This window comes from Thauera sp. SWB20, assembly GCF_000831325.1.
Classification (GTDB): domain Bacteria; phylum Pseudomonadota; class Gammaproteobacteria; order Burkholderiales; family Rhodocyclaceae; genus Thauera; species Thauera aminoaromatica.
The window spans coordinates 140,781-166,883 of the sequence record NZ_JTDM01000014.1 but is presented as its reverse complement, the minus strand read 5'-3'; the positions used below and the strand labels follow the sequence as shown (position 1 = coordinate 166,883).

Genomic DNA, 26,103 nt, shown 5'->3' with positions numbered 1-26,103 from the left:
GACTCCTGGTGTCGTCGTCCGCAGCCGACGGCGCACGGGGCGCGGGGTCGTTCAGCGGGAGTCGAGGCTGCGCCGGTACTGGATCGCCTCGGCCACCTGGGCTGCCCCCGGACGGGACGCGCCGGCGAGATCGGCGAGCGTGCGCGCGACGCGCAGGACACGATGATACGCCCGCGCCGACAGGTCGAGCCGCTGCATCGCCTGGCGCAGCAGGGTTTCGCCGCCCGGATCGGGGCGACAGTGGCGCTCCACCTCGCCGGCCGGCAGGCGGGCGTTCGGACAGCCCTGACGCGTTGCCTGCAGCGCACGCGCCGCCGCCACCCGCGCGCGCACCGCGCTGGAGGGCTCGCCCGGCGGGCTTTCGAGCAGGACCTCCGGCGCGATTGCAGGCACCTCGACGGTGAGGTCGATGCGGTCGAGAAAGGGGCCGGACAGCCGCCCGCGGTAGCGCGCCACCTGCTCGGGCGTGCACCGGCAGGCGCGGCGCGGATCACCGAGATGGCCGCAGGGACAGGGATTCATTGCCGCGACGAGCTGGAAGCGGGCGGGGAATTCGGCGCGCCGGCGCGCGCGCGACACCGTGACGGTGCCGGTCTCGAGCGGCTCGCGCAGGGACTCGAGCACACGGCGGTCGAACTCGGGCAGCTCGTCGAGGAACAGCACGCCGTGGTGCGCGAGCGAGATCTCGCCCGGGCGCGGCACCGCGCCGCCGCCCACCAGCGCCGCCGCCGAGGCCGAGTGATGCGGCGACCGAAAAGGTCTGCGGTGGAAGCTGCGCGGATCGAGGCGCCCCTCGATCGAGGCCACCGCGGCGGCCTCGATCGCCTCGTCCTCATCCATCGCCGGCAGCACGCCGGGCAGGCGCTGCGCCAGCATCGACTTGCCGGTACCCGGCGGTCCGAACAGCAGCAGGGAATGCCCGCCCGCCGCGGCGACCTCGAGCGCACGCCGCGCCTGCAGTTGACCGCGCACATCGGCGAGATCGGGCAGCCCGGCGGCGTCCTCGTCCTCGGGGGCCGCCGCGAGCGCCGGCTCGAGGCGGGTGTGTCCGTTGAGATGCGCGCACACCGCGCCCAGGCTGTCGGCCGGGAGCACGGTGGCGCTGCGCGCGAGCGCGGCCTCGGCCGCATTGGCGGGCGCCAGCACCAGCGCGCGTCCGGCGCGCGCGGCGGCGAGCGCTGCCGAGAGCACCCCGCGCACCGGGCGCAATCCGCCGTTCAGCGAAAGCTCGCCGCACAGCTCCAGGCGCGGGAGCAGCCGCTCGGCCACCTGGCCGGAGGCGGCGAGGATGCCGATCGCAATCGCGAGATCGAAGCGCCCGCCCTCCTTGGGCAGGTCTGCAGGCGCGAGGTTGACGGTGATGCGGCGCTGGGGAAACTCGAACTGCGCCGACTGGATCGCCGCACGCACGCGGTCGCGCGCCTCGCGCACCTCGGTGTCGGCGAGGCCGACGAGATGGAACTGGGGCAGGCCGTTGCCCAGGTGGACCTCGACCGTGACCGGGGGCGCCTCGATCCCGTCGAGCGCGCGCGCATGAACGAGGGCGAGCGACATCTGCGACTCCGGACGGAAAGGAATCGTCAGTCTAGCGGAGCCGCGGTCGATGACAAAGAAATATGCGGAACGCGGGACCGGGGGCATTCGGTCACGAGACGCATACGGTGTTTCATGCAGACGCGAACGCAGCATCCAGCGTGTCGCGACGCCCATCGCCACCCACCGTCCGTTCGCGGCTGGCGCCGCTCCTACGAGGTTTCCGGGAACCTTGCCGGTTTCCGCAGGAGCGCCGCCAGACGCGAATGCAGCGTGTGGAAACGCAGCTGGATCAGGCCTTGTCGCCGCCGGCCAGCTTCGCTTCCAGTTCGGCGACGCGCGCCTCGAGCTCGGCGAGCTTGCGCCGCGCCTGCGCGAGCACCTCGCGCTGCACCTCGAATTCCTCGCGGGTGACCAGGTCGAGCTTGCCGAAGGCCGAGCCGAGCATGGCCTTGGCGTTCTTCTCGATGTCGCGGACGGGGCTGTTGGCGGCGAGTTCGGAGAGGCGGGCACCGATTTCGTCGAGGATGCGGGGCGTGCTCATGATGGCGTGGATTCCGGGTTGCAGAGGCGTCGGAGTCTAGCACGCACGCCCCTGCCGACTGGAGCGCCGGCGGCCCGCCGCACACGATCGGCGCAGGCGCGGTGCGCGCGACATTGCCGTGATCACGACTTGCGTCGCTCCGGCGGGAGCCCGGGCGACGCAGGGGTGGGCGAAGGTTTTCGTAGGAGCGACGCAAGTCGCGATCTGGCGCCAAGAACCGTCAACCATCGCTCGCACAACACGAATGACGCACCACATTGGTGCGCAACGCCCCGAAATCGCGCGCCCATCCCTGCCGCAGCGCAGCAAGATCCGCCCGCCGACAAGCGGAAACCCAGGAATCACCGGGCTTTCCGCACCCTGGCACGCCACGTGCTTAGGGAGTCTCGTCGCGAACTTTCCAAACCTCGTCAGGAGATGACCATGCACACGAAACCGCTCGCCACCGCGCTCGCCATCCTCGCCACGATCGCCACCGCCGGCACCGCCCATGCCGGCGACGGCCCCTTCACCGCCAACGTCGGCCTGGTGTCCGACTACGCCTACCGCGGCTGGAGCCAGACCGACGAGCGTCCCGCGCTGCAGGGCGGCTTCGACTACGCCCACGACAGCGGCCTGTACGCCGGCGTGTGGGGCTCGAACGTGTCGTGGCTGTCGGACGCCAACACGGACGTCAGCAACAGCCTCGAGCTCGACCTCTACGGCGGTTACAAGGGGACGGTCGGCGCCATCGGCTACGACGTCGGCCTGCTGCAGTACTACTACCCCGGCAGCTACCCCAAGCCCTACAACAGCCCGAACACGCTCGAGGGCTATGTCGGCCTGTCGTGGGAGTTCCTGTCCTTCAAGTACTCGTACGCCTTCACCGACCTGTTCGGCTACGACAAGTCGGACGGCAGCCAGTACTACGACCTCGGCGCCGCGGTCGATGTCGGCGGCGGCTTCACCCTCGCCGCCCACGTCGGTTACAGCGACATCAAGGGCCAGGACGACTACACCGACTGGAAGCTGGGCGTCACCAAGGAGTTCGGCGGCTTCAACTTCGGCCTGCACTACGTCGACACAGACGTGGACAATGCCGACCTCGCCGACGAGCGCGTGATCCTGTCGATCGCCAAGAGCTTCTGAGCATCGCCCATCCGGAACCGGAGAAAGACATGAAATTCATCGCTGCAATCATCAAGCCCTTCAAGCTCGACGAGGTCCGCGAGGCGCTCTCGGCCATCGGCGTGCAGGGCATCACCGTGACCGAGGTCAAGGGCTTCGGCCGCCAGAAGGGCCACACCGAGCTCTATCGCGGCGCCGAGTACGTCGTCGACTTCCTGCCCAAGGTCAAGGTCGAGGCCGCCATCCCCGACGACATCCTCGACCAGGCGATCGAAGCGATCGAGAAGTCCGCCGCCACCGGCAAGATCGGCGACGGCAAGATCTTCGTCTTCGAACTCGAGCAGGCCATCCGCATCCGCACCGGCGAGACCGGCCCGGACGCGCTGTAAGGGAGCAACGCAAAATGAGAAAACTCCTCGCATACCTGCCGGCAGCAGCCCTGCTCGCCGGCGTCTCCGGCGGCGCCTTCGCCCAGGAGGCCGCGGCCGCCGTGGCCGAGGTGCACAAGGGCGACGTGGCCTGGATCATGACCTCCACGCTGCTCGTGCTGATGATGGCCCTGCCCGGCCTGGCGCTGTTCTACGGCGGCATGGTGCGCGCCAAGAACATGCTCTCGGTGCTCATGCAGGTCATGACCGTGTTCTCGCTCAACGCCCTGCTGTTCGCGATCTACGGCTACAGCCTGACCTTCACCGAAGCCAGCCCCTTCATCGGCTCGCTCGACAAGGTCTTCCTGTCCGGGGTGACGATCGAGACGCTCGCCGACACCTTCACCGAGACCGTGAAGCTGCCCGAGTTCGCCTTCATCGCCTTCCAGGCCACCTTCGCCGGCATCACCGGTGCGCTCATCGTCGGCGCCTTCGCCGAGCGCATGAAGTTCTCCGCGGTGCTGATCTTCTCGGTGATCTGGTTCACGCTGTGCTACCTGCCGATCTGCCACATGGTGTGGGGTCCGGGCGGCTACCTGCTCGAAGACGGCGCGCTCGACTTCGCCGGCGGCACCGTGGTGCACATCAACGCCGGCATCGCCGGTCTGGTGGGCGCCTGGATGGTGGGCAAGCGCATCGGCTACGGCCGTGAGGCGCTCGCACCGCACAGCCTGACCCTGACCATGGTCGGCGCCTCGCTGCTGTGGGTGGGCTGGTTCGGCTTCAACGCCGGATCCAACCTCGAAGCCACCGCCGGCGCCGCGCTCGCCTTCATCAACACCCTGGTCGCCACCGCCGCCGCGGTGCTCGCCTGGTCGCTCGGCGAGGCGCTCATCAAGGGCAAGCCCTCGATGCTGGGCGCGGCCTCGGGTGCGGTCGCCGGCCTGGTGGCGATCACCCCGGCCTGCGGCTCGGTCGGCCCGATGGGCGCGATCGTGATCGGCACCCTCTCCGGCTTCATCTGCCTGTGGGGCGTGAATGGGCTCAAGCACATGCTCGGTGCGGACGACGCGCTCGACGTGTTCGGAGTGCACGGCGTGGGCGGCATCGTCGGCGCGATCCTCACCGGCGTGTTCGCCGCGCCCAGCCTGGGCGGCACCGGCGCCGAGGACTTCTCGATCGCCTCGCAGGTGTGGATCCAGACCTGGAGCGTGCTCGTGACCATCGTGTGGTCGGCCGTGGTCGCCTTCGTCGCCTACAAGGTCGCGGACCTGCTGGTCGGGCTGCGCGTGCCGGAAGACGAGGAGCGTCAGGGCCTCGACACCACGGCGCACGGCGAGACCGCCTACCGCTACTGAGCCGGCTTGCGGAACCGTGCTCCTCCGGTTCCGATCCACTCGCGGCGCCCTTCGGGGCGCCGTTTTTCTTTGGCGCGCCCCCAATGGAAGCGATCGGGCGCAACGCCCTGCCGGCATTCGCGCAGCGCAAGCCTGCCAGCGGCACCGACACCGCAAGCTTGCCGTTCGACCCTCCGCACGATGACATCGGGAGAATCCCCGGGGTCCAATCCACCCCGAGGCAACGCCCCATGCGTCACAAGATCGCCCCTCTCCGCCTGCTTTCCCTCGCCGCACTCGTTACCGGCTGATTCTCGATGCCGGCCCCTGGGTCGCCCTGCCTTGCCGTGATGACACGCACCATGAATGAGCCAAGGCGCAGTTTGCGCAATACCCAGGACCTTTCCCGACTTGTGAGGCGGTGGTCGCGGAGGCCTGTCTCCTCCTCGCTCGTGCCGGCTTCGACCTCGCCCGGGCACTCATGCTGCTCGAACGGAGCGCCGTGCACATCGCCTTGTCACTGGAGTCGCAGATCGCTCCCGTGCGCAGGCTGTTCGAACGCGACGACAATGTGCCAGCCTCGCTGGCCGACGCCTGTCTCTTGCGCATGTCCGAGCTCTTCGAGCCCTGCAGCATCCTGACTCTCGGCAGAAATTTCGGCATCTACCGACGCCTCGGCCGCAAGACGATCTCGCTGATGTCGCCCTGCGCGTAGGTCCGGACGGACTGAGCACGCACGCAGCGGGACTCGACCCGCTGCTCGGCTTCTACCACCGCCCGGCCTTCGGCCGAAGCCCTGCACGCGCTGCTGCGACCGCCCCCGAGCATGGGCGGGGCGCGATCGGACGGGTAGACTGCGAGGACCTGCCGAACGCACCTCCCGAACCTCCATGCTTTTCTCCGACTGGCACAGCTACGACCACTACGGCCTCGCCTTCGTCGCCTTCTTCGGCACCCTCGCCGCCGTGTTCCTGATCCAGTGGGTGATGATGCGCTCGCGCTGGGCGGGATGGATGCAGTCCCTGCAGGGGGTGGCGCCCCCGTTCATGAACGCGCTCGGCGTGCTCTTCGGCCTGGTGCTGGCCTTTCTCGCCAACGACACCTGGAGCGCGCACGACCGCGCGATGAGCGCGGTGTATCGCGAGGCGGACGGCCTGCGCAGCATCGGCGCGCTCGCCGCCACGCTGCCCGAGCCGCTCGGCGGCGAGCTGCGCGCGGCGGCAGCCGGCTACGCCCACGCCAGCGCCGCCGAATGGACCCAGCTGGCGCGCCGCAGCGAGGCGCCGGAGGTGCTCGCCCGCGCCGACGCGCTGCTGGCGCTGCTCGCCGCCCCCGCGCTCGCCGAGGCCGCGGGCGCCAACGTGCAGGCCCTGCTGCTGCGCAAGGCGAGCGACATCCGTTCCGACCACGACCTGCGCGTGGCCCTCAGCCAGACCCACGTCAACCCGCTGAAGTGGCTGGGAATGGCCTTCCTGGGCTTCCTGACCCTGGTCTCGGTGGCCATGGCCCACCTCGAACGCCCGCGCGCGGCCTTCGCGGCAGTGCTGCTGTTCGCGCTCGCCGCGGCCCCCACCGCCGCCATCGTGCTGATCCAGGGCAACCCCTTCCAGCAGCCGAGCTCGGTCACGCCCGCGCCGATCGTCGCGGTCGCAAACGCACTGGAGCGCTGAAGCGCTGAAGCGCCGGTCGGCCCTGCCGTTGCGGCGCAGTGTCGAAGTCCCGCCGCCCCCGCTTGCGCTACAGGCCCTGCTGCGCCTTGCGACACCCGATCGGGCAAACGGCGAATCCGTCGCGATGGACCCGGCCGCCCCCGGTCGATGGCTGTCGGAAAAATTGACACTGCGGCAACTCGAGCACGCCCGGGATGGCCCGTGCATTCCTCTCCAGAGGCCCATTTCCCACTGGAATCAAGGCGCTGTGACCTTCTGCCGCGCGTGCTGGCGCGATCATTGCTTAAGATCTGATACCTGAATCCGTGTTCGCTTAGCCGGAAATCCAGCCTAACGCATTGATGTAATTGTATAATTACGCATCCGAGCCTTTCACCCAACCGACCATGCCGCGCTTCGAAGTCAAGCAATCCGCCAAGCTCAATCTGACGTCCTACTCGGGCCTGGCGTTGATCGGGCAGTGCTGCCAGGCGGCACAGGTCGAGGCGGTGATCGACCCGAGGCTGCCGGTGTCGCAGGGTATGCGGAGCTCGGACCTGGTCAAGTCGGTGGTGGGGCTGCTGAGCCTGGGCAAAAGCGACTTCGAGGCGATCGAGCCGTTTCGCGGCGACCGCTTCTTCAAGGAAGCGCTCGGGCTCGCCAAGGTGCCCGGCAGCGTGTGGATGCGCCAACGGCTCGATGCCCGCGCGGCCGAGCTGCGCGAGCTGACCGACGAGCTGAGCCTGCGCCTGCTCGAGCGCACCGAGGCGCCGATCACGGCGCACAAGGGCTACGTCTGCGCCGATCTGGACACCTTCGTGATGGACAACTCCGACACCAAGAAGGAGGCGGTCAGCCGCACTTACCAGGGCGTCGATGGCTACACGCCGATCGCGCTGTACCTGGGCAACGAGGGCTGGAACCTCGGCCTGGAGCTGCGCGCGGGGTCGCACCACTCGGCGCTGGAGACCGAGTATTTCTTCGAGCGCGCGTTCCCGCGCCTGCGCCGGGTGTGCGCGGCCGATGCGAAGCTGCTGTGGCGGGCCGACAGCGGCTTCGACAGCGCCCGGCTGCTGTTCGCGCTGGCCGACGAGCGCGATCGCTGGGCAGCGCTGGGGCGTTCGTTCGACTACCTCACCAAGTGGAATCCGCGCCGTCAGGACAAGACCGCCTGGGTGGACCGGGCCGAGGCCGCCGGCGTCTTCGAGGAAGTGCGCGCGGGCAAGCGGGTGGGGCTGCTGGACCTGAAGATCGACCGTGCCTGGAAGAAGGCCAAGCGCACGCTGCGTCTGGTGGTGCGGGTGACCGAGCGCACGATCGACAAGAAGGGCCAGCACCTGCTGACCCCCGAGATCGAGATCGAAGGCTGGTGGACCAGCCTCGAAGTGGCGATGGCCGACGTGATCGAGCTCTACAAGCACCACGGCACGCACGAGCAGTTCCACTCCGAGATCAAGACCGACCTGGACCTCGAGCGCCTGCCCTCGGGCAAGTTCGACACCAACGACGCGGTCATGCATCTGGCCGCGTTCGCCTACAACTGCCTGCGCCTGATCGGCCAACTCGGGCTGACCGGCGAGCTCTCGCCGATCCGTCACCCGGCCAAGCGCCGACGCATCAAGACAGTGCTGCAGGAGGTGATGTACCGTGCGGCGAAGTTCGTCGAACACGCCCGCCGCCTGGTGCTGGACTTCGGACGCGGCGTCGCCGCGCATGTGAAGGTGTTCACCACGGTGCAGGCGCGACTGTGCGCGGTGGCTTCGCCGTGATGCAAATCCGACGGCCGGATTCTCCGAATCGAGGCCATTTCGCTGCGGCGAAAGGGCGACGGCCGCGTGGGAGCAGGAAAATGACGTAGCGCACCCCCCGTAAGCCCGGCTCGCCGGGCCTCCGGGCCGTGAAAGGACGGTGCTCGGGGCTGCGGTGAGCTGAGATTGGGAGTCAGGCAGCAGAAAAATCATGCGCTGGGGCTCGCGGAGCGGGTACGCGCTGAAGACAACACGGATTCAGGTGATAGAAACTCCGGGGCCGACCTCTCGCGTCGACACCCGTCACCAAACGTGTCGCCCAAAAATAAAGGAACCACCCATGTCCGCCTCGCTCCCCCGCCTCCTCACCACCCTCGCCACGATCGGCGGTCTGGCCGCGACGGGCACCGCCCACGCCAGCCTGATCAACGGCGGCTTCGAAACCGGAACGGGGACGCCCTTCGTCGCCGACGCCAGCTGGGCGCTGTTCAACGAGTCGGCGGTACCCGGCTGGGAAACCACCGCCACCGACAACCAGATCGAGATCTGGGGCAACAACTTCAGCTCGGTGAGCGGCGGCCCGGTGCCCGCCTACGAGGGGCGCCAGTTCGCCGAGATCAACGCCACCCAGTTCGCCACCCTGTACCAGGACGTGTTCGGCATCGCCGCAGGTAGCGTCGTGGGCTTCGAGTTCGCCCACCGCGGCCGCTCGGGGGTGGACACGATGCGCATGATGATCACCGACCTCGGCCTGGACAACCTGCTCGGCGGTGGCAACGACACGGTGTTGTTCTCCAAGGACTACTCGACCGGCAACACCGCCTGGGCGTTCTACACCAGCGCCGGTGAGGCGCCGATCAGCACCCTCGGCAATGCCACGCGCTTCTCGTATCAGGCCATCAGCACCGCCAATGGCAGCCCCTCGGTCGGCAACTTCATCGACGCTGCCGACTTCGGCGTCGGCGTGCAGGCGGTGCCGGAACCGGCGTCGATCGCGCTGATCGCGCTCGGCCTCGCGGGGCTGGGGCTGCGCCGCAAGCGCGCCTGAGACACGCGTCGCAGTGCAGGCGGTTTGACACCACGGCCTCGGCGGTTCGCCCGGGGCCGTTTCACTTTGCGGGGTCGGCTGCGCAGTGCACCGCCAGCCACAACGCATCCGCCGAGGTGGACTCGACGCGGTGACGCCGATGTGCCGGGATCACGAGCCAGTCACCGGCCTTCAGCTTCACGTCGTCGCCGTCATCGTCGCCCCCCTCGAAGCGCAACACCGCCGCGCCCGCCAGCAGCAGCACCCACTCGTCGCCATCCTGGTCGTACCACTCGCCGGGCGCGCTCGCGTGGCCGTGCGAGACGATGCGCTCGATACGGCAGCACGGATTGGCGAACAGGGTCTGGAAGATCTCGCCGCCGGCGGGCGGCGGCAGCGCGGCGAAGAGATTGCCGCGCCCGGCAGTCCCGACCTCGGCGCTCATTCCCCGCTCACGAGACGATGTACGCTGCCGAGCCGGTGGCGAGCAGCTTGCCGTCAGCGTCGAGGAAGCTCATCCGCGTCGACGCGACGCGCGAACCGAGGCGCAGGACCTCCGCGTCCATGCGGAAGGATTCGCCGATGCCGGGGCGCAGGTAGTCGATGCGCAGGTCGATGGTGCCGAGCTTGGAGAAGCGGTGCAGGCGCTGGAAGGGCGGTTCGTCGAGGTGGCGGGCGCCGATCGCGGCCATCACCGCGAGACCGCCCATGGCGTCGAGGCAGGCGGCGATCACGCCGCCGTGGATGCGGTTATGCACGAAATGGCCGACGAGCTCGTGGCGCATCGCGATGCGGCCATGCACGCGCTCGCCGCCGATGTCGTCGATCTGCAGGCCGAGCAGCGCGTTGAAGGCGATCTTCTGCTCGAAGATCTCGCGGACGCCGACGATGAACTCCGGCTCGAACTGGACCGGGAAACCCGGCGGACTGGCGTGTTTCGACATCGATGCGCTCCATTGCGGAAAATGGCGGAGCCCCGGGGCGTGGGAGACACGCTTCGGGGCTCGGCAAACAGCTTGAGGCTCAGGCGCGCTCGGGGTCTCCCCGCCACGCCCGAACCCCGACCGACGCACATGGTAACGATCCCGCGGCGCGGATGGTTGCAGCGCAGCCGTCGGGGCAACGCACTGCACGCATCGGGGTCGGGACACGCGCCGGCCCGGGCGATCAGGCCAACGCCGCGTCGGTGTCCATCAGTGCAGCGCTGCCGGCACGCGCGGCTCGCATCAGCATCGTGGTCTCGGGGAACAGGCGCGCGAAGTAGAAGCGCGCGGTCTGCAGCTTGGCGGTGTAGAAGGGGTCGGTGCTGCCGGCAGCGATCTTCTTCAACGCCACCGAAGCCATCAGGGCGAAGAAGTAGCCATACACCAGATGACCGGCCACGCGCAGGTAGGGCACGGCCGCGGCGCCCGCCTCGTCCGGATTCTGCAGCGCCTTGACGCCGATCTCGGTGGTGAACTTGGTCATCTGCTCGCCGAGTTGGGCGAGCGGATCGATGAACTCGGCCATCTTCTCGTTGACGCCCTCCGCCTCGACCAGCGCCCCCGCCAGGCGGGCGAATTTCTTCAGCGTGGCGCCGCTATTGCCGAGCACCTTGCGACCGAGCAGGTCCAGGCTCTGCACGGTGTTGGTGCCCTCGTAGATCATGTTGATGCGGGCATCGCGCACGAACTGCTCCATGCCCCATTCCTTGATGTAACCATGGCCGCCGAAGACCTGCAGGCACTCGTTGGTGGCAGCGAAGCCGTTGTCGGTGACGAAGGCCTTGGCGATCGGGGTCAGCAGTGCGAGCAGATCGGCGCTGTCGCTGCGCACCTTCTCGTCCGGGTGGTGCAACTCCTTGTCCGCGAGCACCGCGCAGAAGCACAGCAGCGCGCGCGCACCTTCGGCCCAGGCCTTCGCGGTGAGGAGCATTCGGCGCACGTCGGGATGCACGATGATCGGGTCGGCCGGCTTGTCCGTCGCCTTGGGGCCGGTCAGGCTGCGCATCTGGATGCGCTCCTTGGCGTAGGCGAGCGCGTTCTGGAACGCGACCTCGGTCAGGCCCAGGCTCTGGTTGCCCACGCCGAGGCGTGCGGCGTTCATCATCACGAACATCGCCTGCAGGCCCTTGCCGGGCTCGCCGACCAGGGTGCCGACCGCGTCCTCGAGCACCATCTGGCAGGTGGCGTTGCCATGGATGCCCATCTTGTGCTCCAGGCCGCCGCAATGGATGCCATTCCGCGCGCCGAGCGAGCCGTCGGCATTGACCAGGAACTTGGGGACGACGAACAGCGAGATCCCCTTGCTGCCGGCCGGTGCGTCGGGCAGGCGGGCGAGCACCAGGTGCACGATGTTGGCCGCAAGGTCATGCTCGCCGGCGCTGATGAAGATCTTCTCGCCAGTGATGCGGTAGCTGCCGTCGCCCTGCGGTTCGGCCTTGGTGCGCAGCAGGCCGAGGTCGGTGCCGCAGTGCGGCTCGGTCAGGCACATGGTGCCGGTCCATTCGCCGCTGGTCAGCTTCGGCAGGTAGGTCGCCTTCTGCATCGGCGAGCCGTGCGCATGCAGGGCCTCGTAGGCACCGTGCGACAGGCCGGGATACATGGTCCACGCCTGGTTCGCGCTGTTGAGCATCTCGTACAGGCACTGGTTGAGCACGAAGGGCAGGCCCTGGCCGCCGTGCTCGGGAGCGCAGGCGAGCGCCGGCCAGCCGCCCTCGACGTACTGCGCGTAGGCTTCCTTGAACCCCCTGGGCGCACGCACCTCGTGCGTGACGCGATCGAGCGTGCAGCCTTCCGTGTCGCCGCTGAGGTTGAGCGGGAAGGCGACTCCGGCAGCGAACTTGCCGGCCTCTTCCAGCACGGCGTTGAAGGTGTCGACATCGAGTTCGGCGTGCGGCGGGCAGGCCTGGAGCTGGCCGACGGCGTCGAGAACCTCATGGAGGACGAACTGCATGTCGCGCAAGGGCGGGGCGTACTGGGGCATCGCGGGTCTCCTTCGGGTGGAATCGGCCGCGGCCGCCCGAAGGCGGCCGCGGCACTAAATCAAACGTTCGTTTAATTTTATACTGACATAAGGGCTTGTCAAACGACCGTTTGAACCACACCTGTCTCCCAGGGTTCCCGCCGCATCCGGAGGCTGCGCGTGCGCAAGACGGACGGAAGAAAAAGGGCGGCCCGCAGGCCGCCCATTTTTCTTCCTTCAAGACGCCCCACGGGCGCCGCGGCGCGTTCAGGCGCGCGGCACCGGCACCCCGGGCGTCACGCACAGCGAATGGTTGAGGGCGATGATCGCCTTCTTGTAGTCGCTGCGCTCGATGATGAACTGCATATTCACCTGGCGCAGGGTCTGCGACACGCAGTTCACGTTGATCTGCGCGTCGGCGAGCGCCTGCGCCGCGCGCGCGAGCACGCCGGGGATGCTGATGTTGGAGCCGATCGCGCACACGATCGCGCTGTGCTTGGCCGTGACCACCTGGTAGCGCGCCTCGAGCTCGGCGACCAGCTCGGGCGTCACCGAGCTCTCCCACAGCACGTGGGCGATCGAGTTGGCGTTGGTCGCCTTGAGGATGTAGGAGACATCGTGCTTGAAGAAGATCTCCATGATCCCGAGGTCGAAGCCGACGGTGCCGACCATGCTGGGGTCGTGGATCTCGACCAGGGTCACCTTGTCGCTGCCGGTCACCATCTCGACGCGAGCGCGCTCGCCGACGTAGTCCTTGGTGATCAGCGTGCCCGGGTGATCGGGCTCGAAGGTGTTCTTGAGGCGGATCGGGATGCCGGCGAGCTCCATCGGCTTGGCCGCCTTGGGGTGGATGGCCTCCATGCCGACGTCGGCGAGCTGGTCGGCGACGTCGTAGTTGGTCGCACCCACGATCACCGCGTTCTCCAGGCCGACGATGTTGGGGTCGGCCGAGGAGAGGTGGAACTCCTTGTGGATCACCGCCTCGGCGGGGCGCACCTCGACCGCGATCTTGCTGAAGGTGACCTCGGAGTAGCCGCGGTCGAACTCGCGCATGATGCCCTCGGTGCCCTTGGTGTAGCCGGTCGCGACGATCACGCTGTTGTCGAGGTCGAGGCCCTTGAAGCTGTTGTGGATGCGCTCGTCGATCGTCCACGCCTTGTCGTCGTGGAAGCCGGCGAGGTCGAGCAGGATGGCATTGACGCCGTTGGCCTTGAGCATCTCCACGCTGTTGAAGGCGCTGTGCGACTCGCCCACCGAGGCCAGCACCTCGCGCGCGGCGAGCAGCACGTCCTGGCGGCGGATGTAGCCGCTGGCGAGCACGTGCTGCATCGCGTCGAGATACTTCTTGACCTCGCCGATGCGGGTGTCGACGAAGGCGTCGGCGACATCCAGCGGCAGGGCGAGCTCGGCGAAGCCGGCGTTGAGCTTCTTGAGGCTGGCCGCAAGCGCGTCGAGCGCGCCGTGGTAGTCCGCGCCTTCCGCGAACAGCGCGTAGATGCCGCGCTCGCCGGTCTTCTTGTGCTCCAGCAGCTGGTTGGTCACGCCGGAATAGGCCGACACCACGTAGATGCGGCCGAGGATGCGCGCCTTGTCGTAGAGCATGATGTGGCGCAGCACATCCCCGAAGGCCGACATCGAGGTGCCACCGATCTTTTCAACCGAGATCATCCGTTTTCCCGAGCTTTGCATGACGTGTATTCCAGTTCTGATTAGAGACCGACCGAAACCCGTCATCGTATTGTTTTGGCGCGGAAATGGACATAGCCGCGGACGAAATCGGCGCCACTTCGGCGCGATTTTCTCGTCCAGGCCACCAGAAACGCTGCCCGCGGGCGACTGCGCCCGGAACCGAGCCGCCCGCCGACGGGCTCAGCAGGCAGCCACCGTCGCCGCGCCCGATGCAGCCGCAACGGGCGGCTCCGCGGCGATGAAGCCGAACAGGTCCTTCGGATCGTCCAGCTCCGGGATCAGCGCCAGCCGCTCGCCCATGCCCGACTCCAGCGCGAGGTCGCGCATGTAGCGCAGCGCCGAATAGTCCTCCAGCGCAAAGCCGACCGAGTCGAAGATCGTGACCTGGGCCGCGCTCGTGCGCCCCTGGACACGACCGGCGAGCACCTGCCAGAGCTCGGTGACCGGGAAATCGGCGGGCATCTGCTGCATGTCGCCCTCGATGCGCGACTGCGGCTCGAACCCGCAGAACACCGGGCCGAGGCGCAGCACGTCGGCGTGCAGCTCGGTCTTGCCCGGGCAGTCACCACCCACGGCATTGAGGTGCATGCCCGGCTCGATGATGTCGGCGGTGAGGATGGTGGCGTTGGTCTTGTCGGCGGTCGCCGTGGTCACGATGTCGCAGCCGCGCACGGCCTCGCGCACGCTGTCGAAGGCGCGCCAGGCCAGGCCCATGCGCTCGAGGTTGGCGGCGAGCTTGCGGGTGGCCGAACGATCGACGTCGAACAGATGGAAGACCTCGACGCCCAGCAGGTGGTGGAAGGCGAGCGCCTGAAACTCGCTCTGCGCGCCGTTGCCGATCAGCGCCATGCTGCGCACGTCCTCGCGCGCCAGCGCCCGCGCGGCCACCGCGGACATCGCGGCGGTGCGGATCGCGGTGGTCAGGGTCAGCTCGCTGACCAGGTCGGGGGTGCCGGTCTCCACGTCCGCCAGCACGCCGAAGGCCATGACGGTCGGCAGGTTGAAGCGATGGTTCGACGGGTGGCCATTCACGTACTTGAAGGCGTAGCTGCGGGCGTCGGACACCGGCATCAGCTCGATCACGCCGACGTCGGAGTGGCTGGCGACGCGGGCGCACTTGTCGAAATCGTTCCAGCGCAGGAAGTCCTGGCGGATGTAGCTGGCGACGCCGGCGATGCAGTTGGCCAGCCCCTTGCGGCGCACGATCTCGGCGACGCGCTCGGCGCTCAGGTACTGGGTGTTCAGGCGTTTGGCGGTGGTGGCGCTCATGTCGGGTCTCCGTCCTCGTTGTTCGGTGTGATGCTGCGATGGCAGTATCTTGACGGAATCCCTTGCCAGACAGAATACGCAACTCTGTATCGAAAATGTCAGTTCATAGGCACAATTGCCAGGTCGAATTGACGGAATGCTCGAATGGACACCCTGGACCACCAATTGATCGGCCTGTTGCGCAACGACGCCCGCCTGAGCGTGGCCGCGCTCGCGCACAAGCTCAAGGTTTCGCGCGGCACGGTCACCAATCGCATCACCCGCCTGGAGGACCAGGGCATCATCGTCGGCTACACGGTGCGCCTGCGCCCCGACGCGCAGCCGCACGACATCCACGCCTGGACAAGCATCGCGGTCGAGGGCAACGAGACGCGCGCGGTGATCGCCAGCCTGCTCGGCGAACCCGCGGTCGCCGAGTTGCACGACACCAACGGCCGCTGGGACCTGCTCGTCGGCCTGCGCGCGGCCAACCTCACCGAGCTGTCGACGGTGCTCGAGCGCATCCGCCTGATCAAGGGCATCCAGAGCAGCGAGACCAGCATCCACCTGAAGACCTACCGGGTCTGAGCTTCGGCAAGCTTGCGGTACGCTTGCCGGGCCGTGTTTTCGACTATAACCACGGCATTGTCCATCCGGTCGGTCGCCCAACCATGCAAGCCGAAGCCCCCCGCACCAGCTCCCGCCGTATCCTGCTCGCCGTCACCGGCCTGTCGCCGCAGATCGTCACCGAAACGCTCTATGCGCTCGCGATCGCCACGGACACGCCCTTCATCCCCACCGAGATCCATCTCGTCACCACCGCCGAAGGCGCCGAGCGTGCCCGCCTCGCGCTGCTCTCGGACAAGCTCGGCTGGTTCCATCGCCTACGCCTCGACTACGCGTTACCGCCGATCGCCTTCGACGCCACGCACATCCATGTACTACGCGACACCGACGGTCGGCCCATGAGCGACATCCGCAGCCCGCAGGACAACCTCGCCTGCGCCGACTTCATCACCGAGCAGGTGCGCACCCTCACCGCCGATCCCGACACCGCCCTCCACGTCTCGATCGCCGGCGGACGCAAGACCATGGGCTTTTTCCTCGGCTACGCCCTGTCGCTTTTCGGCCGCCCGCAGGACCGCCTCTCGCACGTGCTGGTCTCGGAACCCTTCGAGAACACCTGGTCGTTCTTCTACCCCACCCCCTACGAGAACGTCATCGAGACCGCGGACAAGAAACTGGCCGACGCGCGCGACGCCCGCGTCAGCCTGGCCGAGATCCCCTTCGTGAGCCTGCGCCACGGCCTGCCGAGCGCACTGCTGGACGGCCGCGCCAGCTTCAACGCGACGGTCGACGCCGCGCGCGCCACCCTCGGCCCCGCGCGCCTGGAGATCGACCTCGGCCGTCGCGAAGTCCGCGCCGCCGGCCGCAGCTTCCGCCTGCCACCGGCCGAACTGGCCATCCTCGCGGTCTTCGCGCGGCGCGCGCTCGCCGGCGAGCCCGCCCTGCCCGCACCGCCCAAGGACGTCCCGGACATGGCCTGGGCCGCACGCTACCTGCGCGAGCTGCGCGCCATCGTCGGCCCCATGCGCGACATGAGCTCGGCCGAGCACGCCCTGCGCGGCGGCATGGACGGCAGCTACTTCTCGTCGCGGCTGTCGAAGCTGCGCAGCGCGCTCACCCGCGAACTCGGCGCCGCGGCCGGCCCCTACCTGATCGACGACGGCGGCAGAAGGCCGCATCGGTATAGGCTGGGGCTGGAGGCCGAGGCGGTCCGGATCGTGCGCTAGCGCACGACCACAATCTTTCCAAATGGGCATGCTTACGCCCTTTGCGTAGAATCTTGGCATTCCACCGAGGCCTCGACATGAGAACGACGACGCTCCAGATCCGCTTCAACTCCCCCGCTTTCCTGGGCAATGCAGACCAGAACGGCCAGTGGCGCACCCCGCCGATCAAGGCGCTGCTCAGACAATGGTGGCGCGTGGCGTTCGCCATGCAGAACGGATTCCGCGTTCGTGAAAACGAAATGCGCCACGTCGAGGGGCGGCTCTTCGGCCACGCCTGGCTGGACGACGATGTCGACGAAACCGGTGCGAAAGTCCATGCCCGCCGCGGCGCTGTCCGCATCCGGCTGGCGCGCTGGGACCTTGGTCGGCTGAAGACGTGGGAGGGAGTTGAGCAAAGAACCGTCCACCATCCCGAGGCCAAGCGGGCCGTCGGACCTCATGCCTATCTGGGCTTCGGCCCTCTCCTCGTGGAACAGAATCAAACGAGACTCAAGAGGAATGCCGCGATCCAGGCCGACGAATCCACCATCCTTTCCCTCGCCTATCCGGAAGAGGACTCGCCGCTGATCGAACACGCCCTGTGGCTGATGGATCGCTACGGCACCCTTGGCGGCCGCAGCCGCAACGGCTGGGGCTCGTTCTCCCTGTGCACCGCGCAAGGCGGCCCAGCACTGGCCGGTCGCGTGCCCTTACGCCCCTGGCGTGACTGCCTCGGCCTCGACTGGCCTCACGCCCTCGGCAGCGACGCCAAGGGCGCCCCCCTCATCTGGCAGACCTCGCCAAACGACGATTGGCGGTCGTTGATGCGCACGCTGGCCGACATCAAGATCAGGCTGCGGACAGCGTTCGAGTTCCCCCGAGAGCGTCCCGACGGCGAGATCCATGATCGCCACTGGCTCAGCTACCCGGTCACGACGCACAAGGTACGAGCCTGGGACAGGGAAAATCTCCGTCTGCCGAACAGCCTGCGCTTCAAGCTGCGGCCCATATCGCAGACCGCGCGTGTCGGCGTGATCTTCCACGTACCCTGCCTCCCGTCCGCTACTTTCCGGCCCGACCGGCAGACCATCGAGTCCGTCTGGCAACGCGTTCATCAGTTCCTGGACAACCGCCAGGACCTCACCCGCATCCCGGAGTAATCCATGACGCAAGACATCCTGTGGCAGACCAAGCTCGCCGCGCGCCTTCACGATCCGGCGGAAAAGGCACTGGTCCTGCTGCGCGATCCGGCCGGGCATGAAGGCGGCACCAGCCGGGCGCTCACCCGCCTGCTGGGCCTGGACTCGATCGACGGCGAAAGCATCGACCCGGACAACGACCAGGCACTGGCGAGCACCCTGTTCGGCACCGGTCTTCCTCGCTCGATCTACCGCCACGTGCAACGTGCCGACTGGTGGGCGGCGGGCGCCGACCGCCCACAATGGCCGATGCAAAGCATCACCGTGACGACGCGGCAAGGGGAACAGAAGACCATCGCCGTAGCGCCTTGGGCACAGGTACGCTGGACCCGACGCCCCGTACTCATCCACCCGCTGACGGGTGCGCAGTTCGATCTGGGTGCCTCGGGCGGTCTGGCGGAAACGGATCTTGCCGATCTCAAGCAACGCAGCTTCGATCACTTTGCGGGCCTGCTAGCAGTCCTCGGTGCCGGCCAATCCATCTCCCAGGACCAACGCAAGACGCTGCTGACCCTCTGGCGCTTCGGCCCCGAGCTTCGCGAAAGCGAAGACAACGGCAAGCTCGGCGCCTTATGGCATCTGCTTCCGGCGGACACCCGCATTCCGGACCACTCCATCTGGGACCACCTCGACCTGACCTCGGCCTTTGCCGGCGCCTTTGCCGCCGATCCCGACGGCGAAGTCGCCCTGCTGTCGCTCTCGATCGGCCCGGTGCAGACCTTCATCGCCGCCGCACGCAGCACCTCCGACCTTTGGGCGGGCTCACACCTGCTGTCGCGGCTGGCCTGGGAGGCAATGCGCCCGGTGTGCGAACAGCTCGGACCGGATGCGATCCTGTTCCCACGCCTGCGCGGCATCCCGCAGGTCGACCTTTGGCTGCGCGACACCATGGGCCTGCCCGATGCGCTGTTCGATGACTGCAACTGGAACAAGGGCGCCACTGACGCCAATCCGTTGTTCTCCGCGGCGCTGCCCAACCGCTTCGTCGCCGTGGTACCGGCCGGCCGCGCTCGCCAGATTGCCGAAGCGGTGGAGCAGAGCGTTCGCCAATGGCTGCGCAGGCTGGGCGACGATGTCGTATCCCGGTTGCTCGCAACCGCCGGGTACGACGTCGAGCACGCCGACGTCCCCTACGCACAGATGCGGGACCAGCTCGAAGGCTTTCCTGAAGTGCATTGGGCCGCGGTGCCGTTCTCGCTCGCTTCCCCGCGCAACGAGACCAAACAGACGGATCTCGACACATGCGCGCTGTCGGCCGCAATGGCGCCCTTCTTCGGCGCGAACGAGGGCGAAGATTGCGGCTTTCTCGCGACACCCGCCTGGAAGATCCTGCAAAAGGAACTCGACTGGCGCGACGGCACGTGCTTTTTCGCGCCCAAGCCCGGAGTGCTCTATCCGGCGATCTACGATCTTGTCGAACGTGCGCTGGCCGCAGCGAAGTCGGTACGGCAGTTCGGCCAGCGGATCCACGAGGGTTGGCGCTGCGCCCTGACTGGCGAGGCAGAGTGGCTCACGACCGACCGCGCGCAACTGCAGCACTCCTACCGCCAGCAGACGGACACCCTTTGGGCGCGAGTCGCAGCTAGGAAACCCGCATGGGCAAAAAATGGCGAGCATTTGTCAGCACTGCCGGCGATCAAGCGCCTGTGGCCGACGATCTTCGCAGAAGAGGTCGGCAAGGCCCTGGCCGCCACGGAAGATGGCGCGAGCCTGCCAGTAGGTCGCTTCGTCGTATCCACCCACACCATGGCGCTGGCTCACCAGCTCGACCAATGGCTGAAACGGGACGGCCCGACGGTTGCCGAGCTCGGCGCGGCCTGCAGCAGGCACGGTGCGGAGAGCGTTGCGCTGCCGCGCAAGCTCGCCACGGCGCACGCCGGGCGCCCCGCGCTTGCCGATGCCAAACGCCTGCCCGGTCTGCTTGAGGCTGCACGCGATGCGAGCGACGATACGGCACTGGAACAGGTCCAAAGCCTGGTTCGTTCTACGCTCGCGATGGGTACGGATAAAGACAAAGGCGAGGGCATCCGCCTCGAGACCTATTACGCGCTGATCATGTTGGACGGCGACCGCATGGGCGCAATCCTCTCCGGGGACGATGCCAACCAGATCCGCTATATCGACAGCTTCCACCCTGATGTGCGCAGGGGATTCGAACAGCATGCCGAAGGCGAGCCGCTGATCCGCCAGTACGGTGCGCAGCAGCGTCCGGTGTCACCGAACCGGCATCTGGCGATTTCCGGGGCGCTCAATGATTTTTCGCAGACCGTGGTACGCCACGTGGTCGAGGAAGAACACCTCGGTCGCGTCATCTACGCCGGCGGCGACGACGTGCTGGCGATGTTGCCTGTATCCGACCTGCTGCCCTGCGCACAGCGGCTCCGACACGCCTACTCCGGCACCCTACCCGAAGACAAGACCGGAGACTGGGGCGATCTACGCCGGACGCGCGGAACGCTGCATTGTCGCAATGGCTTTGCCTGGCTCGACGGACGACTGATGCGCATGATGGGCGAACACGCCACCGCCAGCTGCGGCGCGGTCATCGCGCATCACCAGGCCCCGCTTGGCGCGGTACTGGGCGAACTTCGCACCGCGGAACAACGCGCCAAGAACGAGGGTGGCCGTGACGCCTTCTCGCTCACGGTCATCAAACGCTCGGGCGGAGCGCTTCATCTCACCGCGAAGTGGGGCGACGCGATCGTCGTGCTCGAGGCACTGATCGACTACCTGCGTGCCAGCGGGGTTTCGCGCCGTGCGGTCTACAACACCCTCGAATGGCTCGTCGATCTGCCCGACCCGGAATCCGAGCCGCAATTGCTCGAGGCGCTCCTCGCCTACCAGCTTGCCCGCCAGGCATCGAACTCCGAAGACAAGACCAAGGCGCCGCAGCTTGCGGCCCGGCTTGTCCAAGTGGCGCTTCGCGCGTCGGACACGCCGCTGCCCTGGCTGCAGAACCTTCTCACCGTGGGCGAGTTCCTCGCCCGGGAAACCCGCGCCGGAGCCCGCTCATGACCCCCGACTCCCTACGCTTTCTCGAGCCGCTGGATGTACTCTTCCTGCGCGGCAACAAGCTCTTCGGCGCCCCCGGCAGCCACGGGGAGTCGCTCGTGCCGCCATGGCCTTCGGTCGCCGCCGGTGCCCTGCGCAGTCGCATGCTTGCCGATGAAGGCGCCGACCTTACAGCCTTCGCACGCGGCGCGCTCGCGCACCCCATACTGGGCACACCCACACAGCCGGGCAGCTTCAGGATCACGGCCTTCCACCTCGCCCGGCGTGGATCGGACGACACCGTGGAAGCGCTATTTGCCCCGCCCGCAGACGTGGTGATCGAACAAGCGCTGGCCGGCACGTATTCCAAGCCGCAGGTCCGCCAGCTCACACCCCTCGCACCGCCGGCAGGCTTCGTCCATTCATACCCGTTGCCGTACATTCCCATCCTTGGCCAAGCGCAACGCGGCAAGGCGGAATCCGGCTACTGGCTGACCACGGAGGGCTGGCGCAGCTACCTGATCGGACGCCAGCTCGCGCCGGAACACTGCGTGCCTTCCTCGGCGCTCTGGCGCATCGACCCCCGCGTCGGCATCGGCCTGGACGCGGCGACACGGCGTGCCGCCGACGGCCGGCTATTCAGCGTCCAAGCCATTTCGATGCGGCCCGGGGTGGGCTTCCTGACTGCCGTATCCGGCGCGACCCCACCGAGCAAAGGCACCGTTCGCCTCGGCGGCGACGGGCGGGCGGCAGCCCTCTCAACCGCCAACGCGACGCTGCCCGCACCCGACCATGCGGCCCTGAGCGTGAACCGGCGCTGCCGATTGGTCCTCACTTCACCCGGCATCTTCCCGCTGGGTTGGTTGCCGCTGGGTGCCACCCCGACCGCCGACGGCAGCTATCGGTTCGAACTGCATGGGGTACGCGCCCGGCTGGCATGTGCCGCCGTACCTCGGTACGAAACCGTGTCTGGCTGGGATCTCGCCCAATGGCGCCCGAAGGCGGCGCAACGCACAGCGCCTACCGGCAGCGTGTACTGGCTCGACGAACTCGAAGCCAGCGAAGAGGCGCTGCGCAAGCTTGCCGAACACGGCCTTTGGAGCGAGACCTGCGAGGATCCGCAACGTCGCGCCGAAGGCTTCAACCGCTGCACCCTTGCAGTCTGGAACTGATCAGAGAACGAGGAACAAGACATGTTCGAAAAACACGCAGCGCTGTTTCTGTATGCCGTCAGCCCGGTGCACATGGGTGCTGGCCAGGCCGTGGGCGTCATCGACAACCCCATCCAGCGTGAACGCCACACCCAGCACCCTTGTTTCGCCGGCTCCGGCATCAAGGGCGCGGTACGCCATGGCTACCTCGCGCTCGCCCGCGAGGAGGGCGACGAAGCCACGCTGCAGAAGGTCATCGACCGCCTCTTCGGGCCCGAGGCCGGCGCGAGCGAACTGCACGCCGGCGCCATCAGCTTCGGCGACGCCCAGCTCGTCGCCCTGCCGGTGCGCAGTTTGCGCGGCGGCTACGTCCATGCCACCTGCCCGCAGGCGCTGGCCCGTGCCCGCCGCCTGCTCGGACTGATCGGCATTCGCGCCGAATGGCCCGCGCTCGAGGTCGCGGAGGGGCAATGCCTGGTCACCAACCCCGCGCTGCTCAATGGCGACAAGCTGCACCTGGAAGCCTTCGAATACACCGCCAAGGCATCGAAAGCGCTGGGCGGGCTCGCGGATGACCTCGCCCGGCGAGCACTCCCGCCGGAAGCGGCTTACGACTTCTTCCGCAGCAAGCTCGCCACCGACCTGGTCGTGCTCTCCGACACCGATTTCGGCTACTTCGCCGAGCACGCGATGCTGGTCGAAGCGCATGTCCGCATCGACGCAGATACCGGCGCAGCCGACCCCGGCGGCCTGTTCTACACCGAAAACCTGCCGCCCGAATCCCTGCTGGTCGCCCCCATGCTGGCAAGCAGGACGCGCACCGGTAAGAGCCCGGAAACGCCCGCCGAAGCGGTGATGGCCCAGGTCCGCGGAGCGCTCGACTGCAAGCTGCTGCAGATCGGCGGCGACGTGACCACCGGCCGCGGCTTGATCGTGGCCAAGCTGGCGGAGGCTTGATCATGCCCATGACAACCGAACAACGGCGCGCCCAACATGCCTGGGACAAGGCCCGCGAAGGTGTCGCCCGTTACCCCGGCGACTACGTCAATGACGCCAAGGGTCTGCCCGCCCTCATCATGAACAGCGGACTGATGCAGGTCATGGCCTTCCTGCACGGCAAGGGCGGCCGGCACGATCTGCTTGGCGCGCACCTGCGCGACTGGCTTGGCGAGCAATGCCGGACGCCGCGGGATTTCGATGGCTTCATGAAGACGCTGGTCGAGATGAACGACGCCAGCCGTTTCCAGGCGATCACCGCCGAGGCCTTCGCCTGGCTGAAGTGGCTGCGCCAGATCGCCCCGGCCTGCCGCAACGGAGACTGACATGCCGATCGCCGCCGTGCCCCGCTATCTCGCCAATCAGGACTTTTCCACCGCTTCACCCGCGTTGCGCTTCGGAATGTATCTGCGCCTTTGGGGCATCGACAGCCGCAGCCGGGAATGCCTCTGGACCACTCACGACGTCAATTACCGGACCGCAGGGCGCGACCGCGTCGAGCGTGCATTCAAGGACGAGAACAAGACCTCGGCCCTACGCGAGTCCGCGCGGATCAGCGACGGCGACCGCCGGATGCTCGATGGGCTTTCGTCTCGCCAGACCACGCTCGCGGCACTTGCCGCTTGTTCAAACCCGGTATTCACCCTGGACGCACTCAGCATTGCCCCCTTCACCACCGGGCTGGGCAACGAGCACCCGCTGGAGAACGGCTTCGCCTTCCTCAACCCCTACGGACTGCCCTACCTGCCCGGCAGTGGCGTCAAGGGCGTGCTGCGCCAGGCTGCGCGGGAACTGGCCGCGGGAGGCTGGGATGACCCCGCAGGCTGGGACGATACGCCCCGCTATCCACTGATGACCGGAGGGCCAGAACACCGCAAGGCCGTGCTGGACAAACGCCAGCGCCCGGTCATGCTGACCTCGCTCGACGTACTGTTCGGCCGCGAAACACCGGATGGCGACAGCAACCACGTTCGCGGCACGCTGACGTTCTGGGACGTGATTCCGCAGATCCCAGGCGACAGCCTGGCGGTCGAGATCATGACCCCGCACCAGTCGCACTATTACCAGCAGAAAGCGCAGGCGGGCAGCACCACGCCACATGAATCGGGGCAGCCCAACCCGATCAGCTTTCTCACCGTGCCGCCGGGCGCACGCTTCGTATTCCATGTCCAGTGCGACCTCGCACATCTGCGCCGCCTCGCCCCCGCACTCGCCGCCGACGAACGCTGGCGCACGCTGCTCGACGCTGCCTTCCGCCACGCCTTCGACTGGCTCGGATTCGGCGCCAAGACCGCTGTCGGCTATGGCGCAATGCACGAGAACCCGGCTGCTGCCGCGGCACGAGCGGCCGAGCGGGCGCGCATCGAAGCCCAGCGCCAGGCGGAAGAAGACGCCCGCCAGCGCGCCGCACTGCCACCCGACGCACGGCTGCTTGCAGAGCTGGATCTCGAACTTGCGCGCCTGCCGCAGGACCCTCGGACAAAGACCCCGATCATGCAGCAGACTTCCCGCCAGGAATGGCCGGCCTTGCTCGACAGACTGGCCGCGCAGGCGCCCACTCTTGACGGCCTTGCCAACGCCGAGCGCGAAGCGCTCGCCACTGCCATCAAACGGCGCCTGAGCCGGCATTTCAAGGTCGAAGGCAAGGCAGACAAGGCAATGAAGCAGGTTCTCTCAACCGTGCGCGGAGCTTGATCAGCATGCACGCCCGCGCGCCTGGTCCGGCGACCGACATCGCCATCTTCGAAGCCCCCTCCGGCCAGATCGACGTACGTCTGGAAAGGGACAACGTCTGGCTCAGCCTCCCGCAGCTCGCTACCCTTTTTGGCCGCGACAAGTCGGTCATCTCCCGCCACATCCGTAACGTCTTCGCCGAAGCCGAACTCGAGCGCGCCGCAACCGTTGCAAATTTTGCAACGGTTCAGAATGAAGGCGGACGCGCGGTCGAGCGGCAGCAGGAACACTACAACCTCGACCTCATCATCTCCGTCGGCTACCGCGTCAAGTCCCGCGAGGGCATCCGCTTCCGCCAATGGGCCACCCGCATCCTCAAGGACCACCTCACCCGCGGCTACACCCTCGACCGCCAGCGCCTCGAGCACAACGCGCGCGAGCTCGAAGCCGCGCTGCTGCTGGTGCGGCGCACGCTATCCAACGCCGAACTGGCGCACGACGCCGGCAGCGGCCTGGCCGAGATCGTCGTCCGCTACACGCAGACCTTCCTGTGGCTGCAACGCTACGACGAGGGCCTGCTCACCGACCCACGCGGCCATGCCGGCGGCGAGCTGCCGCCGGTGGCCGAAGCGCGCGCCGGCATCGCCACGCTGAAAGCCGACCTGATGGCCAAGGGCCAGGCCAGCATGCTCTTCGGCAACGAACGCGAGGACGGCCTCGCCGCCCTGCTCGGCAACCTCGACCAGACCGTGTTCGGCGAGCCGGCCTACCCCACGCTGGGATCCCGCGCCGCGCATCTACTGTATTTCGTCGTCAAGAACCATCCATTTTCGGATGGCAACAAGCGCATCGGCGCCTTCCTGTTCGCCGGCTTTCTGCACCGCAACGGCCGCCTGTTCACCGACGACGGCACCCCGGTCGTCAATGACGTCGGCCTCGCCGCGCTGTCGCTGCTGGTCGCGCAGTCGCGGCCCGAGGAAAAGGACGTGCTGATCCGGCTGATCATGAACATGCTCGCCGGGGAGGCGGCGTGACCACCTGGTTCGTCGTCCACAGCTTCAGCGCTGTCGCGGGGCGATTGCCCTCTTGCCGCCCGCGACCTTGCGCACCACCGTGTCGCCCAGCAA

General features: G+C 67.8%; 23 protein-coding genes. 16 read left to right on the top strand and 7 right to left on the bottom strand.

Annotated features, from left to right (window positions below):
• Window positions 1-51 precede the first annotated feature (51 nt).
• Both PO78_RS05740 and PO78_RS05735 read right to left on the bottom strand, forming a co-directional pair.
• Window positions 52-1,554 (bottom strand): YifB family Mg chelatase-like AAA ATPase, encoded by a 1,503-nt coding sequence (locus PO78_RS05740; RefSeq protein WP_041589606.1) that lies wholly within the window; start codon window positions 1,552-1,554, stop codon window positions 52-54.
• Window positions 1,555-1,825: 271 nt separating this feature from the next.
• The gene (locus tag PO78_RS05735; RefSeq protein WP_004326118.1) at window positions 1,826-2,077 is read right to left on the bottom strand and encodes an accessory factor UbiK family protein; all 252 of its coding nucleotides are present in this window, start codon (window positions 2,075-2,077) and stop codon (window positions 1,826-1,828) included.
• A 423-nt stretch (window positions 2,078-2,500) separates the two neighbouring features.
• Between PO78_RS05735 and PO78_RS05730 the strand changes: the two genes are divergently transcribed.
• The 7 genes from PO78_RS05730 (at window position 2,501) to PO78_RS05695 (ending at window position 9,334) form a co-directional block, all read left to right on the top strand.
• Window positions 2,501-3,205 (top strand): TorF family putative porin, encoded by a 705-nt coding sequence (locus PO78_RS05730; protein ID WP_004326120.1) that lies wholly within the window; start codon window positions 2,501-2,503, stop codon window positions 3,203-3,205.
• Between the two features lie 29 nt (window positions 3,206-3,234).
• Window positions 3,235-3,573: a P-II family nitrogen regulator gene (gene glnK / locus PO78_RS05725; protein ID WP_004326122.1), complete on the top strand. Its 339-nt coding sequence runs from the start codon at window positions 3,235-3,237 to the stop codon at window positions 3,571-3,573.
• Window positions 3,574-3,683: 110 nt separating this feature from the next.
• The gene (locus tag PO78_RS05720; RefSeq protein WP_004326123.1) at window positions 3,684-4,910 is read left to right on the top strand and encodes an ammonium transporter; all 1,227 of its coding nucleotides are present in this window, start codon (window positions 3,684-3,686) and stop codon (window positions 4,908-4,910) included.
• A gap of 460 nt (window positions 4,911-5,370) precedes the next feature.
• Window positions 5,371-5,604, top strand: a complete 234-nt coding sequence (locus PO78_RS05710) for a hypothetical protein (RefSeq protein WP_043742768.1) — start codon at window positions 5,371-5,373, stop codon at window positions 5,602-5,604.
• A 175-nt stretch (window positions 5,605-5,779) separates the two neighbouring features.
• Entirely contained in the window at window positions 5,780-6,559 is a 780-nt protein-coding gene (locus PO78_RS05705; protein WP_043742667.1) for a bestrophin-like domain, read from the top strand.
• A gap of 386 nt (window positions 6,560-6,945) precedes the next feature.
• A complete protein-coding gene (locus tag PO78_RS05700; RefSeq protein WP_004357889.1) occupies window positions 6,946-8,307 on the top strand; it encodes an IS1380 family transposase in 1,362 nt (453 codons plus the stop codon).
• A 319-nt stretch (window positions 8,308-8,626) separates the two neighbouring features.
• The gene (locus PO78_RS05695) at window positions 8,627-9,334 is read left to right on the top strand and encodes a PEP-CTERM sorting domain-containing protein (RefSeq protein ID WP_043742665.1); all 708 of its coding nucleotides are present in this window, start codon (window positions 8,627-8,629) and stop codon (window positions 9,332-9,334) included.
• A gap of 61 nt (window positions 9,335-9,395) precedes the next feature.
• On the opposite strand, the gene PO78_RS05690 is transcribed toward PO78_RS05695, so the two are convergent.
• From PO78_RS05690 to PO78_RS05670, 5 genes are all read right to left on the bottom strand, one after another.
• On the bottom strand, window positions 9,396-9,758 hold the full coding sequence (locus PO78_RS05690) for a cupin domain-containing protein (protein ID WP_043742663.1): 363 nt from the start codon (window positions 9,756-9,758) through the stop codon (window positions 9,396-9,398).
• Window positions 9,759-9,765: 7 nt separating this feature from the next.
• On the bottom strand, window positions 9,766-10,257 hold the full coding sequence (locus PO78_RS05685; protein WP_043742661.1) for a thioesterase family protein: 492 nt from the start codon (window positions 10,255-10,257) through the stop codon (window positions 9,766-9,768).
• Between the two features lie 223 nt (window positions 10,258-10,480).
• A complete protein-coding gene (locus tag PO78_RS05680; RefSeq protein ID WP_043742658.1) occupies window positions 10,481-12,277 on the bottom strand; it encodes an acyl-CoA dehydrogenase C-terminal domain-containing protein in 1,797 nt (598 codons plus the stop codon).
• 246 nt (window positions 12,278-12,523) lie between these two features.
• Window positions 12,524-13,924 carry an aspartate kinase gene (locus PO78_RS05675; RefSeq protein ID WP_043742655.1) on the bottom strand — a complete coding sequence of 467 codons (1,401 nt, stop codon included), beginning with the start codon at window positions 13,922-13,924 and terminating at the stop codon, window positions 12,524-12,526.
• Window positions 13,925-14,125: 201 nt separating this feature from the next.
• Entirely contained in the window at window positions 14,126-15,214 is a 1,089-nt protein-coding gene (locus PO78_RS05670) for an ornithine cyclodeaminase (RefSeq protein ID WP_043742652.1), read from the bottom strand.
• A 144-nt stretch (window positions 15,215-15,358) separates the two neighbouring features.
• Here PO78_RS05670 and PO78_RS05665 point away from each other — a divergent pair, with 144 nt between their 5' ends.
• From PO78_RS05665 to rhuM, 9 genes are all read left to right on the top strand, one after another.
• Window positions 15,359-15,781 carry an Lrp/AsnC family transcriptional regulator gene (locus tag PO78_RS05665; protein WP_004359791.1) on the top strand — a complete coding sequence of 141 codons (423 nt, stop codon included), beginning with the start codon at window positions 15,359-15,361 and terminating at the stop codon, window positions 15,779-15,781.
• A gap of 83 nt (window positions 15,782-15,864) precedes the next feature.
• Entirely contained in the window at window positions 15,865-16,986 is a 1,122-nt protein-coding gene (gene csm6 / locus PO78_RS05660; RefSeq protein WP_043742649.1) for a CRISPR-associated ring nuclease Csm6, read from the top strand.
• A gap of 77 nt (window positions 16,987-17,063) precedes the next feature.
• A complete protein-coding gene (locus PO78_RS05655) occupies window positions 17,064-18,125 on the top strand; it encodes an RAMP superfamily CRISPR-associated protein (RefSeq protein ID WP_043742646.1) in 1,062 nt (353 codons plus the stop codon).
• Between the two features lie 3 nt (window positions 18,126-18,128).
• Complete coding sequence (gene cas10 / locus PO78_RS05650; protein ID WP_043742644.1) at window positions 18,129-21,179, top strand: type III-B CRISPR-associated protein Cas10/Cmr2; 3,051 nt, start codon at window positions 18,129-18,131, stop codon at window positions 21,177-21,179.
• On the top strand, window positions 21,176-22,327 hold the full coding sequence (locus tag PO78_RS05645; RefSeq protein WP_043742642.1) for a type III-B CRISPR module-associated Cmr3 family protein: 1,152 nt from the start codon (window positions 21,176-21,178) through the stop codon (window positions 22,325-22,327). Before cas10 ends, PO78_RS05645 begins: the two co-directional genes overlap by 4 nt.
• 21 nt (window positions 22,328-22,348) lie before the next feature.
• Window positions 22,349-23,263 (top strand): type III-B CRISPR module RAMP protein Cmr4, encoded by a 915-nt coding sequence (cmr4, locus tag PO78_RS05640; RefSeq protein ID WP_043742640.1) that lies wholly within the window; start codon window positions 22,349-22,351, stop codon window positions 23,261-23,263.
• A gap of 2 nt (window positions 23,264-23,265) precedes the next feature.
• The gene (gene cmr5, locus PO78_RS05635; protein WP_043742638.1) at window positions 23,266-23,628 is read left to right on the top strand and encodes a type III-B CRISPR module-associated protein Cmr5; all 363 of its coding nucleotides are present in this window, start codon (window positions 23,266-23,268) and stop codon (window positions 23,626-23,628) included.
• Between the two features lies 1 nt (window position 23,629).
• Window positions 23,630-24,997: a type III-B CRISPR module RAMP protein Cmr6 gene (gene cmr6 / locus PO78_RS05630; protein ID WP_043742636.1), complete on the top strand. Its 1,368-nt coding sequence runs from the start codon at window positions 23,630-23,632 to the stop codon at window positions 24,995-24,997.
• Between the two features lie 5 nt (window positions 24,998-25,002).
• Entirely contained in the window at window positions 25,003-26,010 is a 1,008-nt protein-coding gene (gene rhuM / locus PO78_RS05625; RefSeq protein ID WP_043742767.1) for a RhuM family protein, read from the top strand.
• Window positions 26,011-26,103 lie beyond the last annotated feature (93 nt).